Raw genomic sequence first — 13,628 nt, 5'->3', positions numbered from 1 at the left:
CGGACACGGCAGATCAGGACGCCCCCGGAGTCACGGCAGGCGTCGGGTCTCCGGCGTCGTCGCGCACGGCGTGACCGCCGCACTCGCCACCACCCTCACCGGCTGCTCCTCGGAGAGCAACGAAGTGGAGGACGCCGAGTACGCGAAGATCTGCCGCGACGAGACCACCGAGGAACGGCTGCCTGACGAGGAGTGCGAGGAACCCGTCGGCAACTCCCACATGCACGCCGGCTGGTTCTTCCTGCCGCGGCTTCCGGGTGGCGGGCGCACGAATGTGCCTGCGGTCGGTACACCGGTCGAGGCGGACTCCGGGACGACCTCGGTGCCGGCCGGGACGAAGACACAGACTGCACCGCGAACCGGCGGGAACATCACCCGAGGCGGGGTCGGTTCGACCGGCGGCGGGGCCGGAAACCCGGGTGATTCCGGCAGTTCCGGTCACGGCCACAGCATGGGAGGTCAGGGGACACCGGCGGAGCGCATCACCTGTACCCCGCGGGAGGGCTGGGAGGAGATCATCCGGTCCCAGGGAGTGACCTGCCCACACAGCGTCCGCGATTCCGGGTCCGATTCCGGGTCCGATTCCGGGCCCGATGTCGGGACCGGGGTCGAGGCCCTGGAGGTGCAGACCGAGAACCTGCACAAGATGGCCCTGGAGGCCGCCCGTTTCCTCACCGACGAGCAGTGGAAGCCGGGCAGCCGGTGGTACCGGTACGAAGACCTCTACGGTCGGGAACGGGACGGCGGCGCCTGGGAACAGTGGAACTTCCTCTTCGAGTGGGACGCCAGGCTCGAGGAGCTCCTCGACATGGACGACCAGCCGAACCAGATCATCTTCAAGCTCTGCCCCTGGGAGGAGATGATGGGGGAGGAGTTCGGCTCGCTGCCGGCGACACAGCGTCCGACCGGCTGGATCGAAGCGGCGTGGAAGATGTTCCTGTCCACCAAGGTGCCGGGTGCGGGGATGTGGCAGCAGTACACGCAGATCCCGAACTTCCCCGGACCCGACGACGGTGCGCCGAACCACCCGGTACCGGGCGGCTGGGTCGTCAACGGCGAATCCGTGGGCGTGGGCATCCGCGAATCCGACGGGCCGGTCACCGACTACCGGTTCCGTTTCGTGCCCGACCTCATCCACGGCTGAGCGGGTCGGTGCCATCCTTCAGAACGGCAGCGGCCCCGGTGCCTTGAGTACCCCGAGCTCCTCCGGTTCCCCGGTCACGCCGAACCTGTCGAGCAGCATGTCGAGGGTGGCGGCGTCCCTCCCTTTCGTACCGTCCAGGTGGACGGCGTAGCCGCTCTCCGGCATCTTCAGCCACAACTGCCGGTTCCTGCGCTGCATCTCGCCTCGGTCGCCGACCCTCTCCCACAGGACGTAGCGGGGCGTCACCGCCGCGTAGCGGAAGGACGCCGTGGACCCGCGGTAACGTTCGACGACCGCACCGTCGCTGAAGAGATGCATGGCGGCCCCGCCCCGCCACAGTGGCCCCACCATGTTGATCAGCATGGCGACCGTGATTCCGGCGAGGATCCAGCCCAGCAGGTCGGGCAAGAGGTTCTGTCGGATGTCGACGAGGAGCAGCGCGCCGATGGCGACCGCGACCGGCAGAGTGACGCGCCAGGTCTGTCGGTCACCGCTGCGGTTGATCCGCACCGACATCTGGTGTTCCCCCAGGTGCTCGTCCCCGGCAAGCTCCCGGGCGGCCGCGGTCACCGGGACATGGCGGACGCCGTCCCGCCTGCGGGTCTCTCCCTTGCCGGTCATACCTTGCAGTATGCGACATCTGCGGGGAGTTCCGTCACTCCCACGCGGGGCTACTTGCCGGCGTCGTCCCCGTCGGATCCCTTGTCGGAATCGTCGTCACCCTTGTTGAGCTCGCGCTCCAGCTTCTCGATCTCGCTGATCGGGTCGAAGTCCTTACCCTCGGTCTCGCCGAGGATGGAGTCGATGAACTCGGCCGGGGCGTCGAGGTCGGAGTCGACCGGGAGGAAGTCGGGGTGGTTCCACACGGCGTCCCGGCGCTCCTTGCCGACGGCGAAGGTCAACCGTGCCCACAGCTCGGCCGCCTGATTGGCCTTCGGGGCGGACAGGTCGATGCCGACGGTCCTGGCCAGCGCGGACATGCCCGGCTGGTCGGAGTCGCGGAAGACGGACCACGCTGCCTGGATGCTCGCCGTGGTCGGCAGCCGGTTGCCCAGCGCCTCGCCGACGACGTAGTCCACCCAGCCCTCGACCAGCGACAGGCTGGTCTCGAGCCGGATCCGGGCGTGGTCGGTGGAGGAGACGATCTTCGGGGCGAGATCCTGGTTCTGCAGGCTCTCCATCATCTCCTGCATCTTCTGCGGGTCACCCATGCTCTCCGGATCGAACTCGCGGGTCGCCTCCTCCAGGGCGGAGTTGTCCAGCGACAGGCCGGTGGCGAACTCCTCCACGTCGAGGATCAGGCGCTCCACCAGCCACGGCACATGCTGGAACAGGCGCAGGTGGGCGGCCTCACGGGCGGCGAGGTAGATCAGTGTCTCCCGACGCTCCGCACCGAGCTTCTTCGACAGGTCGTCCAGTCGGGCGGTCGCGACCGCTGCGACGGTGGAGTCCGCCAGCGGGATACCCCACTGTGTCGAGATCGCGACCTCCTTGGCCAGCTCGCCGAGGGCGTGGCCGAGCTGCATCCCGAAGTTCATGCCGTTGATCTGGCTGAGCATGCCGGTCATCGGGCCGAGCTGTTCGCGGGCCTCCGCCGGTAGACCCTCGAGGGTGGCGTCGCCCAGCTTGGACGCCAGGGGGTCGATGATGCGGCGCCACCGCGGCATCGTCTCCTCAAGCCACTTCTCGGCCGAGAAGGCGACCGACCCGGTCGCACCGGCAGGCAGCACGGTGGACTCGTCGAGCCACAGCTCAGCCAGTCGCACGGACTCGGCGACGGCCTGCGAGTCATGACTGGAGGGGGTGCGGGCCGCGGCGCCGGAGATCTGCTGACGCGCGATCCGACCTGCCAGGGCGTAGTTCACCGGCCCCTGGGCGTCCGGGGAGTTCATGTCCCTGCCGAAGCCGCTGAGCATCGCGCCGAACTGGCCCAGGATGTCCCCGATCCCCGGGCCCTGCTGGCCGCCCTGGCCGAAACCGCCCTGACCCCCCTGTCCGCCGAAGAGGAACCCGAAGGGGTTCGCCCCGAAGCCGAAGGGGTCGTTGTTGTTGCTGTTTCCGTTGTCTCCGTTGTTGCGGTCGGAATCGTCGTTGTCGTCGTCGCTGGAGCCGTGGAAGCCGAATCCGAAGTTGCTCATGTCCTGAGCCTACCTGCGCCCCCGACGTCCCCGTGGCCTACGCGGGTCCGGATGCGTGCGCTGTCAGCGAACATCTCCACGGTAGGGTGGGACGGGTGAAATTCCGTAGTTCCTCCTCCGGCGCCCAGTCCGGCACCCCGGACACCGGTGGTCGCCGCCGCGTCCGCACCATCGCCGTCGGTGCCCTGCCGGTCGTCGTGATCGTCGCGCTGCTCGGCATGACGAGCATCCCCGGTACCGACATCAACCTCACCGTCCCTTTCGCTGCGGAGGGGGAGGGGCCGACCTTCAACACCCTCGGCGATGTCGACGGCACCCCGGTCGTCGACATCACCGGGGTGGACGACGACGAACTCGACGAGACCTCCGGCAACCTCAACATGACCACCGTCGCGGTGCGCACGAAGATGACGCTGCCGCAGATGATGGGACGCTGGCTCGCCAGCGACGACACGGTCGTGCCGCTCGAGACCGTCATCCCCGCCAACTCGAACGCCGAGGAGGTCGCGCGGCAGAACGCCGCGGCCTTCGCGTCCTCCGAGTCCAATGCGACGGTCGCCGCGATGAACCACCTCGGACGCCCTCTGGAGACCATGGTCTACGACGTCAGCGAGGGCGCACCCGCCGACGGTACGGTGAAGATCAATGACGTCATCACCTCCGTCGACGGCACCGACGTCACCGTGCCCGGCGATGTCTCCGACGCCATCGGTGACAAGTCACCCGGCGACGAGGTCACCCTCGGCATCGACCGTGGCGGGAAGACGGAGACCGAGACGGTCACCCTCGGCGAGATGCCGGACGAACTGGCCGGTGACGAGGAAGCCGAGGCAGCGACCGGTGGTAACGGCAAGGCCTTCCTCGGCGTCACGATGGTCGCCCAGCCCGCCGACGGGATCCGGGTCGAGTACAACCTCAAGGACATCGGTGGCCCGTCAGCCGGCCTGATGTTCTCCCTCGCCGTGGTCGACAAGCTGTCCCCCGGGGAGCTCTCCGGAGGAGAGTTCGTCGCCGGTACCGGCACCATCGCCTCCGACGGCACGGTCGGCCCGATCGGCGGGATCACCCACAAGATCTCCGCGGCGAAGAACGCGGGCGCCTCGGTCTTCCTCGTCCCGGCGGGGAACTGCTCCGAGGCGTCCTCGGCGGACAGCGGTGACATGACGCTGATCGAGGTGGACACCCTCGACGGCGCGGTTGATGCGCTCACCGCCCACAACAAGGGCGAGGACGTCGAGACCTGCGGCTGACGTCCTGCGGGAAATCTACCGGTCCCCGTCGAAGTCGTCCTTCTCGAAGGACGCCCGCAGTGCGGCGATGACGCCGGGCGCGAGATTGTCGCCGCCGAGCAGTTCGACACGGTCCTGGCCGAAGGGGTCTGCGTCCAGTTCCTCCTCGGTCGGACGCAGCTGGACCAGGGTACGGTCCGGGCCACCGTCGACGATGCCCGAGAAGAAGCGCGCCGGGCGGGGAGTGGGGTCGGCACCGGGGGCGGCGTTGGAGAACATGATCTCCTGGGCGAGCACCGCTCCGACAACCAGCGGGGGCCACCGGGCCGAGCCGATGTAGTCGCCGAGCTCCTCGGAACCGGGGAGGATATGTTCCGGCAGCTCGTCCTGCACCACGAGGGTCAGGGGATGACGCGCCGCGTCGAGGTCGGTCTCCTGACCACCGGCGGCGAGGGTGTCCTGCACGAGATGGGCGGGGACCAGCGCGAACAGTGTCGGCGGGCGGTCCCAGCCCTCGGCCTGGACGAAGTCCACGGCCTCGCGGAGGGCCGCAGTGAGTGGCCGCAGGTCGCTCCGGTAGTCGAGCTCGTGGTGAGCGTCGTTCATCTTATGTCCCTCTCTCGTCGGCCGCAGTACAGTCGGTAGGTATTCTAGGCACTACGCCCCGGGCACTGTCGTCACCCGACCGTCCCGGGCCACAGCCCGACCGCCAGGAGAAGAGCGCCCCTTGTCATTACCGTCCGTCCCGTCCCTGCCCGACCTGCCCAAACCAGGGCGGAAGGCGAAGATCTTCGGCACCATCGCCGTCGTTCTCGTCGTCCTGGTCTTCCTGCTCCCGGTCCTCGTGTCCAACTACACGGAACTCAAGTGGTTCCAGTCGGTGGACATGCCGAAGGTGTACTGGGGGGTGATCATCACCCGCATCATCCTGTTCGTCATCTTCGCCCTCGTCGCCGCGGCCATCGTGTGGGGTGCGGCCTACGCCGCCTACCGCTCCGCCGACAAGTCCCCGGAATCCCTGGCCGGGCTCGAGGCGTCCTCCCCGCTGGCCGAGCACCAGCCGGCGATCCGTCGCTCGCTGCGTCCTTTCCTGATCATCATCCCGGTCATCGCCGGCATCATCGCCGGCATGGTGGCCCAGGGCAACTGGCGCACCGTGCGTCTGTTCATGTCCGGCGGTGATTTCGGGGTCACTGACCCGCAGTTCCACAAGGATCTCGGGTTCTACGCCTTCACCCTGCCGTTGCTGCAGTTCATCCTCTCCACGCTGTCCGTCCTGGTCATCGTGGCCTTCCTCATCAACCTGGTGGCCCACTACCTGCTCGGCAACATCACCACGGGTAACCCCCGCACCGGTGAGAAGGCCGGCATCAAGTCCCCGGCACTGCGTCAACTCGCGGTCATCGCCGGAATCTTCATGCTGATCAAGGCCGCGGACTACTGGTTCGACCGCTACGGCCTGCTCAATAAGTCGCACTCCACCTTCACCGGTGGTTCCTACACGGACATCAACGCCGTGCTGCCGGCGAAGATCCTGCTGCTCATCGTCGCCATCTTCGTGGCGATCATGTTCTTCGGTACCCTGGTGCTGCGCGACCTGCGTCTTCCGGCCCTCGCCGTGGTACTCATGGTCGTCTCCTCGTTGGCGATCGGCGTCGGCTGGCCGGCGGTCATGGAGCAGTTCTCCGTCAACCCGAACCGCGCGGAGAAGGAGCGGGAGTACATCGCCCGCAACATCGAGTCCACCCGTCAGGCATACGGCATCGAGACGATGACCGACTCCTCCCGGGAGGACTACGAGAACCCCGACGGCCAGGTCATCTACGACCGCGACTGGGGCGGCGAGACCTCCGGTGACGCCAGTGAGCGCCGCTCCATCGCCGACGATGACGCGACCCTGTCGAACATCCGTCTTCTCGATCCCGAGGTGCTGTCGCCGACCTTCACCCAGCAGCAGCAGCTGCGTAACTTCTACGGCTTCTCCGATGAACTGTCCGTGGACCGTTACGAGGTTGACGGCGACATGCGTGACTTCGTTGTCGCAGCCCGCGAGATCGACCCGAACTCGCTGTCCGGCAACCAGACCGACTGGATCAACAAGCACACCGTCTACACCCACGGCAACGGCTTCATCGCCGCGCCGGCCAACAAGGTCGACGAGGTTGCGCAGGACGCCGCGTCCGCCCGTGGTGGTTACCCGGTCTACACCGTCGCCGACCTGCAGCACGCCGAGGGCGACCAGGGTGGCGAGCTTGAGCTGGATCTCGATCAGCCGCGTATCTACTTCGGTCCGACGATCTCCGGCTCGGTCAACCAGGGCGAGGACTACGCCATCGTCGGTGACGACGGCTCCGGCAGTGACCGTGAGTACGACACCGACAACACCAGCTACACCTATACCGGCACCGGTGGCGTGAACGTCTCCAACTTCTTCAACCGTGCGATGTACGCCGCGAAGTACCAGGAGATGAACATCCTTCTGTCCGACGTCATCGGTGACGACTCGAAGATCCTCTACGACCGTGACCCGCGTGAGCGTGTCCACAAGGTCGCCCCGTGGCTGACCACCGACTCCAAGACCTACCCGGTGGTCATTGACGGCCGCATCAAGTGGGTCGTCGACGGTTACACCACCCTGGAGAACCTGCCCTACGCCGAGCGCACCCAGCTGGATTCCGCGATCGAGGACGCCGTGGTCAACGACCCCGCCGCCCAGCAGAATGCGGTGACCAACTCGGTGAGTTACATCCGCAACTCCGTCAAGGCCGTGGTGGATTCCTACGACGGCTCCGTCGACCTCTACGAGTTCGACGAGGAGGACCCGGTGCTCAAGGCCTGGGAGGGCGTCTTCCCGGGCATCGTCAAGGACAAGAGCGAGATCAGCGATGAGCTGATGGACCACCTGCGGTACCCGGAGGACCTGTTCAAGGTCCAGCGCGAACTCATCGCCAAGTACCACGTCGATGACCCGGGCGTGTTCTTCACCAACGACGCCTTCTGGTCCGTGCCCTCCGACCCCACCGGTCCGGAAGGTACCCAGGATCTGGCTCAGCCGCCGTACCACGTGGTCGCGACCGACCCGGTGACGAACAAGCCGAGCTTCCAGCTGATCACCCCGTTCCGTGGTCTGCGGCGTGAGTTCCTGTCGGCGCACATGACGGTCAGCTCCGATCCGGAGACGTACGGCCGGATCTACGTCCGCCAGCTGCCGACGAACACCCAGACCCAGGGTCCGAAGCAGGCGCAGGACACGATGATGTCCTCCGACGAAATCGCCCGTGAGCGCACCCTGCTGCAGGGTTCCAACACCCTGACCAACGGCAACCTGCTGACCCTGCCGGTCGGTGACGGTCAGATCCTCTACGTCGAGCCGGTGTACTCGCAGCGTGCCGACCAGGAGTCCGCCTTCCCGAAGCTGCTGCGTGTGCTCGTCAGCTACAACGGTCAGGTCGGATACGCACCGACTATCTCCGGGGCACTCGAGCAGGTCGGCATCGACCCGGGTGCGGTGACGGACGTCGCCGGCGATGACGGGAGCTCGGGCAACACCGGTTCCACCGACACGGACAGCGATTCGGATTCGGACGCCGACAAGGACGATTCCTCGGATGACCAGAGCTCCGGCTCCGGTGCGACCAGCGGGACCGGTACCGGTGCCGCCCCGACCGCCGAGCAGATGACGCGGATCAACGACGCCATGGAGGCAGTGCAGGACGCCCGTGAGAACGGCACCTTCGAGGAGTTCGGTAAGGCCCTCGATGAACTGGACGCCGCTATCGCCGCCGCGGACAAGTAGTCGCTGACGGTGCTGCGTCGCTGACCGTCCTGTCATCCCCTGATCGCCCTGATTTCCAGAGTGACCAGGGGATTTCACATTGTCCGGTGTGCGCGCTACACTATGGGAGTCGCTGAGAGAGCGGGTCGCACAGACCGGCTATTCATCAGTTACCCGTCGCGGGGTGGAGCAGCTCGGTAGCTCGCTGGGCTCATAACCCAGAGGTCGTAGGTTCGAATCCTGCCCCCGCTACAAAGGACGAGGCCCCCGGAGAAATCCGGGGGCCTTCGTCGTGTCCGGGGGACGGCAGGAGTCTCGGGTTATGAGGGTTCCCGGGGCCCGGGGATTCTCGGGCTCCTCGTGCCGCAGACACGAAGCCCCCGCTGCGGATCTGCCGCATCGGTAGAATTGACAGGAAAGTTCTCCCGACGAACGGAGCTGTCATGTCCCTGCAGCGCATCATCCCGAATATCTGGATCAACCGTGAGGCAGAGGTGGCCGGCCGTTTCTACGCGGAGGCCCTGCCGTTCACCGACGCCGAGGTCGAGGCACGATACCCGGAGACCGGGTTGGCCGATTTCCAGGCGGAGTTCGCCGGCGCACCGCTGACTGTCGCCGTCACCGTGGCAGGGACGCGACTCACCCTGGTCAACGGCGGCGACGAGTTCCGGCCCACCCCGGCACTGTCCTTCATTCTGAACTTCGATCCGCTGCTGTTCGGCGGTTCCGACGAGACCGCCACGACTGCTGCACGCACCGCTCTCGACCGGACATGGGAAGCCCTGTGCGAGGGAGGCAGCGTTCTCATGGAACTGGGGAAGTACCCGTTCTCACCACACTACGGGTGGGTCGCCGACCGCTACGGGGTCAACTGGCAGCTCATGCTCACCGACCCCTCGGGCAACCCCCGTCCGTTCCTCGTGCCCTCCCTGATGTTCGGCGGGGACGCCCAGGACAAGGCCGTGGAGGCGGCGGACTTCTACACCTCCCTGTTCGCCGACGTCCCCGGTGGCAGTGGGTCGGGGCACCGCTTCCCCTACGGTGAGCCCACCGGTCCCGCCTCGGCGGACGCACTGGCCTTCGGCGAGTTCCGGGTCGGTGACCAGTGGTTCGTCGGCAATGACATGGGCTACGACCACGGATTCGGCTTCACTGAGGGAGTCTCGCTGGAGGTCCGGTGCGCCGACCAGGATGAGATCGACCGGATCTGGTCGGCACTCTCGGCGGTCCCGGAAGCGGAGCAGTGCGGTTGGCTCAAGGACCGCTACGGCGTGAGCTGGCAGGTGGTGCCGGAGAACTTGGCCGAACTCATGGAACGGCCAGACGCCTACGAGCACATGATGGCGATGAAGAAACTGGTCATCGAAGACTTCTGAGGTCGGTTCCGACCGGGTGGTACCGACAGGGCCAGGCCGTCCGGGACGTGGCCGACGCAGAGTGGTGCCCATGCAGACATCAGACTCACAGACGCGGAGCACCTACCTGATCACCGGGGCAGGCAGTGGCTTCGGCAGGGAGATTTCGCTACGCCTCGCCGAACAGGGACACGACGTCGTCGCCGGTGTCGAGATCATCGCTCAGGTCAACACCCTCCGGGCTGAGGCCCGGGACCGCGGTGTGGAACTGCGGGTCGAGAAACTCGACGTCACCGATGAGGGGGACCGCGCCAAGGCACTGGATTGGGGTGTCGACGTACTGCTGAACAATGCCGGCATTTCCGAGGGTGGCGCGACCGTCGACCTGCCGGCCGAGGTCATCCGCCGTCAGTTCGAGGTCAATGTCTTCGGGCCGGTCCTCCTGACCCAGGACATCGCGAAGCAGATGGTGGCGAAGAAGTCCGGACGAATAGTGTTCATGTCGTCGGTCGCAGGCCTGACTGTCGACCCGTTCACCGGTGCCTACGCAGCGTCGAAACATGCTGTCGAGGCCTTCGCCGACGCCCTGGACCAGGAACTCGCGGAGTACGGCGTGACCGTGGCGACGATCAACCCAGGACCCTTCCTCACCGGCTTCAACGACACGATGTTCGAGGAATGGAAGTCGTGGAACGACGATCCCACCACCCGCCTCTACAACTACAACGAGCTCGCCTTCCCGCGTGAGCAGTTCGCCCCCGAAGAGGTCATCACGACCAGCATCGACGTCCTCACGGGGAATGACACCATGTACCGTCACGTCCTTCCGGTGAACTCCGTCGAGGACATCAGGGCACAGTTGGACGCGGAATGGTCCCGGACGCTCACCGACGGCACCCGCCCCGAGCTGGTACAGACCGCATACGACATCGACCCGTACACGCCGGTGGCAGACACCCCGGCAGCAGAATAGGGGCACCCCATGAAGAAAGCACTGGTCATCTCGACGAACTACGGCACGGAGACCGACGAGATCCTCCGTCCCGTCGAGGCACTGCGCGACGCCGGTGTGGAAGTCACCGTGGCATCGACCGACGGCGGACGCATCAGGACGCTCGGCGGCGACAAGGAGCCCGGACCTGATGTCGACAGCGACATCACCCTGGCGGACGTCGTGGCGTCGGAGTACGACGCCCTGGTCGTCCCGGGCGGCACCCTCAACGCCGACAGCCTACGTACCGACTCCGATGCGCGTGGTCTGGTGAGGGACATCGCCGCCGTCGGCGGTCCGGTCGCCGCGATCTGCCACGGGCCGTGGCTGCTGGTGGACGCCGACCTGTTGGTGGGCAAGACCCTGACCTCGTTCCCCAGTGTCGCCACCGACATCGTCAACGCCGGTGGTGACTGGGAGGACAGTGCGGTCGTCGTGGACGCCACCAACGGCTTCCCGCTGATCACCTCACGCACCCCGGACGATCTGCCCGCATTCAACCGTGAGCTGCTCGCTGCCCTCGGAGTCGCCGACTGATGAGCGTCCCTGACCTCCGGAACTACCGGAAGGACGCGGTCTCCGGATTTCTCCGGGACCGCCGGGGCGGGGTAGCCCCTGATCCGGCCTCCCCGGTGTTCGATCCGGTCGGGGACCGCCGGGTGTCCGGTATGCGTCGGGAGGAGGTCGCCTGGGCCGCCGGGATCAGCCTCGACTACTACGTGAAGCTGGAACAGGGCCGGATGCTCAATCCGTCGCCCTCGGTGCTCACCGGAATCATGGGTGCCCTGCAGCTCGGTGACCTGGACAGGCGGTATCTCCGGTTGTTGTTCGGGGAGAGTACGCTGCCGGCGGCGGCCGTGTCTTCCGAGGACAACCGGCGTGCGCGGAGCGTCCTCGAAGCCATCGCCGGCCATTTCCCGGAGGCGACCATGCGGCACATTCTCGACCGGGACCTTAATCTCATTCTCCCGGACGAGGAGAGCCGGAGTATTCTCTTCCCAGGTGTGGATGATCCGCCGTCGCAGGTGTCTCTGGTGGAGTACCTCTTCTCCCCGGAGAATCGTGCGGTCAGCCGCCGCGTGTACGTAGACTGGCGGGAGAAGGCGGCGGAGGTCATCGGGCTGGTGCACATGAAACTGGCGACCGGGGCGGCATCCGGGGCACTGCGGGCGACGGTCCAGATGCTGCTGGAGGAGCCGTCGTTCCGGTCACTGTGGAGCCGCTACGTGCCCTATGAGAACCGGATCGGTACCTGGCGGGTGGGTCTCGGTAGCACTGACGACCCCGCGGCACCCACTGTCCGTGCCTGCAGGTTCTTCACCGTGACGGTGCCGGACGACCCTGACCTGTCGCTTGTCGTCTACGGGTGACCTCGGGTGGGGGTATCCTCGGGTACTCCACCGACACCGCACCGGAGCACCGAAATGTCCGTCCCTGGCACACCGACACCACCAGACGCCCGGACCGACTGGGCGTCGAAATCCACGGACTGGGTCCGCAACGAGCAGATCTACGACCGTGTCTTCGCCCCGTTCACCAGGGCATTGCTCGCTGCATCCGACCTCCACCAGGAGCACCGGGTGCTCGACATCGGGTGCGGTGCAGGGACCATGCTGGAGCAGGCACATGCCGCAGGCGTCCCGGTGAGGAATCTGGCCGGCGTGGATCTCGACCCGGTGATGGTCGCCGCCGCCCGCGACCGGGTGCCCGGGGCGACCGTCGTCGAGGTCGATGCGCAGGTCGGACCGCTGCCCGGATCACCTGCCGACCGGGTGATCTCGCGGTTCGGGGTGATGTTCTTCGCTGACCCGGTCATGGCATTCACGACGCTACGGCATCACACCACCTCAGGAGGGACGCTGTCCTTCGTCTGCTGGCCGGGGGAGGAGGAGGACATGTTCCACCTGGGGATGCGCCGGGCCGCGGAACGCGCGGAGCAGGTCGGCGGAAGGCGACCAGAGGGGCCGGTGCCGAACCGACCTGGTGCCCGGGGGTTCGCCGATCCTGACCGGATCACCGGGATTCTCACTGCGGCCGGCTGGTCCGGCATCGAGGTCGTGGAACTGGTGGAGCCGGTCACGTACGGTCACGCCGGAGCAGACGGTGTCACGGAGCGTCTCGCCGTCGCCTGTGTCGGGAACGTGGGGCTGCAGGTCCGGCGGGTCCTGGAGCCGGTGGGGCAGTGGGAGGACACACTCGCTGACGCGCGTGCGGAGCTGACGCCGATGCTGGACTCCGCCGGACTGCTCACGGTGCCTGCCCGGGTACTGCTCGTCACCGCGCAGAATTCCTGATCACTGCTCTGTCGGCGGGGCGGGTCACACCGGCGGCACTTCACCGTTCATCTGGACCGACCGCGTGGACTCGTCCCAGGTGAACTGGGCGGTCGACTCGCCGGAGCGTCCGGCATTGGATTCGCCGTCCTTCGGCCAGTGCCAGGTGACGGAGACTGTCGCGTCGTCGACGCGGGAGATGTCGGGGTAGAAGCCGTAGGCGTCGGAGGTGGCGGTGCCGAGATAGGAGCCGTTGTGGAAGAGCATGATCTGGTACGGGGAGGAGGCGGTGCCGCCCTCGATGGGCAGGATGATCCATGAGAGGTCGGCGCAGGGGTCGTAGCCGTCGGTCTCGGCCGATTCCGGGGCCCACGGGTAGCCACCGGAGTTCGGGGGGACGTCCCCTGCCCAGCGGGCGACAGCGTCGGCGCCGGTGAGCCCGGAACAGTCGTCGCTCTCTCCACCGTCCCCCTCACCGGTTCCGTTCCCGTCACCGGCGCCACCGTCCCCGTCACCGCCGGGGTCAGGAGCGACCGTGCCGTCCGGAGGGCCGGCGGTGACTGTCACGGTCCCGGACGGAGAGTCGGATGCCGCGGTGTCGTCGGAGTCGTCGGAACTGCAGGCGCCGAGGACGAGGACGCCGGCCGCGAGGACTGCAGACAGCGAAGACAGCGAAGACAGCGAAGACAGGGTGTGTCGGGTGCGTGTGGTGGACATGGCGGA

General features: G+C 67.0%; 12 protein-coding genes and 1 tRNA gene. 9 read left to right on the top strand and 4 right to left on the bottom strand.

Annotation, left to right across the window (positions count from 1 at the left end; all coding sequences use genetic code 11):
• Positions 1 to 70 precede the first annotated feature (70 nt).
• Positions 71 to 1,144, top strand: coding sequence for a glutathionylspermidine synthase family protein (locus tag ACZ9GM_RS08095; protein WP_476037592.1), 1,074 nt, complete (start codon positions 71 to 73; stop codon positions 1,142 to 1,144).
• Positions 1,145 to 1,162: 18 nt separating this feature from the next.
• Here ACZ9GM_RS08095 and ACZ9GM_RS08090 read toward each other — a convergent pair whose 3' ends face one another.
• Both ACZ9GM_RS08090 and ACZ9GM_RS08085 read right to left on the bottom strand, forming a co-directional pair.
• Positions 1,163 to 1,765, bottom strand: a complete 603-nt coding sequence (locus ACZ9GM_RS08090; protein WP_476037591.1) for a hypothetical protein — start codon at positions 1,763 to 1,765, stop codon at positions 1,163 to 1,165.
• A 50-nt stretch (positions 1,766 to 1,815) separates the two neighbouring features.
• The gene (locus tag ACZ9GM_RS08085) at positions 1,816 to 3,282 is read right to left on the bottom strand and encodes a zinc-dependent metalloprotease (RefSeq protein WP_476037590.1); all 1,467 of its coding nucleotides are present in this window, start codon (positions 3,280 to 3,282) and stop codon (positions 1,816 to 1,818) included.
• Between the two features lie 95 nt (positions 3,283 to 3,377).
• Between ACZ9GM_RS08085 and ACZ9GM_RS08080 the strand changes: the two genes are divergently transcribed.
• Positions 3,378 to 4,532, top strand: coding sequence for a YlbL family protein (locus ACZ9GM_RS08080; protein ID WP_476037589.1), 1,155 nt, complete (start codon positions 3,378 to 3,380; stop codon positions 4,530 to 4,532).
• A 15-nt stretch (positions 4,533 to 4,547) separates the two neighbouring features.
• Here the strand turns inward: ACZ9GM_RS08080 and ACZ9GM_RS08075 are convergent, their stop codons facing one another.
• On the bottom strand, positions 4,548 to 5,117 hold the full coding sequence (locus tag ACZ9GM_RS08075; RefSeq protein ID WP_476037588.1) for a PPA1309 family protein: 570 nt from the start codon (positions 5,115 to 5,117) through the stop codon (positions 4,548 to 4,550).
• A 121-nt stretch (positions 5,118 to 5,238) separates the two neighbouring features.
• On the opposite strand from ACZ9GM_RS08075, the gene ACZ9GM_RS08070 reads away from it, so the two are divergent.
• From ACZ9GM_RS08070 to ACZ9GM_RS08040, 7 genes are all read left to right on the top strand, one after another.
• Complete coding sequence (locus ACZ9GM_RS08070; RefSeq protein ID WP_476037587.1) at positions 5,239 to 8,307, top strand: UPF0182 family protein; 3,069 nt, start codon at positions 5,239 to 5,241, stop codon at positions 8,305 to 8,307.
• A gap of 157 nt (positions 8,308 to 8,464) precedes the next feature.
• Positions 8,465 to 8,538: transfer RNA gene (locus tag ACZ9GM_RS08065), tRNA-Met, on the top strand.
• A gap of 191 nt (positions 8,539 to 8,729) precedes the next feature.
• Positions 8,730 to 9,662, top strand: coding sequence for a VOC family protein (locus tag ACZ9GM_RS08060; RefSeq protein ID WP_291473093.1), 933 nt, complete (start codon positions 8,730 to 8,732; stop codon positions 9,660 to 9,662).
• Positions 9,663 to 9,732: 70 nt separating this feature from the next.
• A complete protein-coding gene (locus ACZ9GM_RS08055) occupies positions 9,733 to 10,614 on the top strand; it encodes an SDR family oxidoreductase (protein ID WP_476037586.1) in 882 nt (293 codons plus the stop codon).
• A gap of 9 nt (positions 10,615 to 10,623) precedes the next feature.
• Entirely contained in the window at positions 10,624 to 11,169 is a 546-nt protein-coding gene (locus tag ACZ9GM_RS08050; protein ID WP_476037585.1) for a type 1 glutamine amidotransferase domain-containing protein, read from the top strand.
• The gene (locus tag ACZ9GM_RS08045) at positions 11,169 to 12,002 is read left to right on the top strand and encodes an MmyB family transcriptional regulator (RefSeq protein ID WP_476037584.1); all 834 of its coding nucleotides are present in this window, start codon (positions 11,169 to 11,171) and stop codon (positions 12,000 to 12,002) included. The genes ACZ9GM_RS08050 and ACZ9GM_RS08045 overlap by 1 nt, the downstream gene beginning before the upstream one ends.
• 54 nt (positions 12,003 to 12,056) lie before the next feature.
• Positions 12,057 to 12,926: a class I SAM-dependent methyltransferase gene (locus ACZ9GM_RS08040; protein ID WP_476037583.1), complete on the top strand. Its 870-nt coding sequence runs from the start codon at positions 12,057 to 12,059 to the stop codon at positions 12,924 to 12,926.
• 24 nt (positions 12,927 to 12,950) lie between these two features.
• Here the strand turns inward: ACZ9GM_RS08040 and ACZ9GM_RS08035 are convergent, their stop codons facing one another.
• Positions 12,951 to 13,622, bottom strand: coding sequence for an LppP/LprE family lipoprotein (locus tag ACZ9GM_RS08035; RefSeq protein ID WP_476037582.1), 672 nt, complete (start codon positions 13,620 to 13,622; stop codon positions 12,951 to 12,953).
• Positions 13,623 to 13,628 lie beyond the last annotated feature (6 nt).

It is taken from the genome of Corynebacterium sp. UD i78 (genome assembly GCF_056280545.1).
This window is presented reverse-complemented; position numbering and strand designations above follow the sequence as displayed.

What these genes read in the sequence shown, in the direction of transcription:
- ACZ9GM_RS08090 (WP_476037591.1), bottom strand. Translation starts at nt 1,765, where the DNA reads ATGACCGGCAAGGGAGAGACCCGCAGGCGGGACGGCGTCCGCCATGTC.
- ACZ9GM_RS08085 (WP_476037590.1), bottom strand. Translation starts at nt 3,282, where the DNA reads ATGAGCAACTTCGGATTCGGCTTCCACGGCTCCAGCGACGACGACAAC.
- ACZ9GM_RS08075 (WP_476037588.1), bottom strand. Translation starts at nt 5,117, where the DNA reads ATGAACGACGCTCACCACGAGCTCGACTACCGGAGCGACCTGCGGCCA.
- ACZ9GM_RS08060 (WP_291473093.1), top strand. Translation starts at nt 8,730, where the DNA reads ATGTCCCTGCAGCGCATCATCCCGAATATCTGGATCAACCGTGAGGCA.
- ACZ9GM_RS08055 (WP_476037586.1), top strand. Translation starts at nt 9,733, where the DNA reads ATGCAGACATCAGACTCACAGACGCGGAGCACCTACCTGATCACCGGG.
- ACZ9GM_RS08050 (WP_476037585.1), top strand. Translation starts at nt 10,624, where the DNA reads ATGAAGAAAGCACTGGTCATCTCGACGAACTACGGCACGGAGACCGAC.
- ACZ9GM_RS08045 (WP_476037584.1), top strand. Translation starts at nt 11,169, where the DNA reads ATGAGCGTCCCTGACCTCCGGAACTACCGGAAGGACGCGGTCTCCGGA.
- ACZ9GM_RS08040 (WP_476037583.1), top strand. Translation starts at nt 12,057, where the DNA reads ATGTCCGTCCCTGGCACACCGACACCACCAGACGCCCGGACCGACTGG.
- ACZ9GM_RS08035 (WP_476037582.1), bottom strand. Translation starts at nt 13,622, where the DNA reads ATGTCCACCACACGCACCCGACACACCCTGTCTTCGCTGTCTTCGCTG.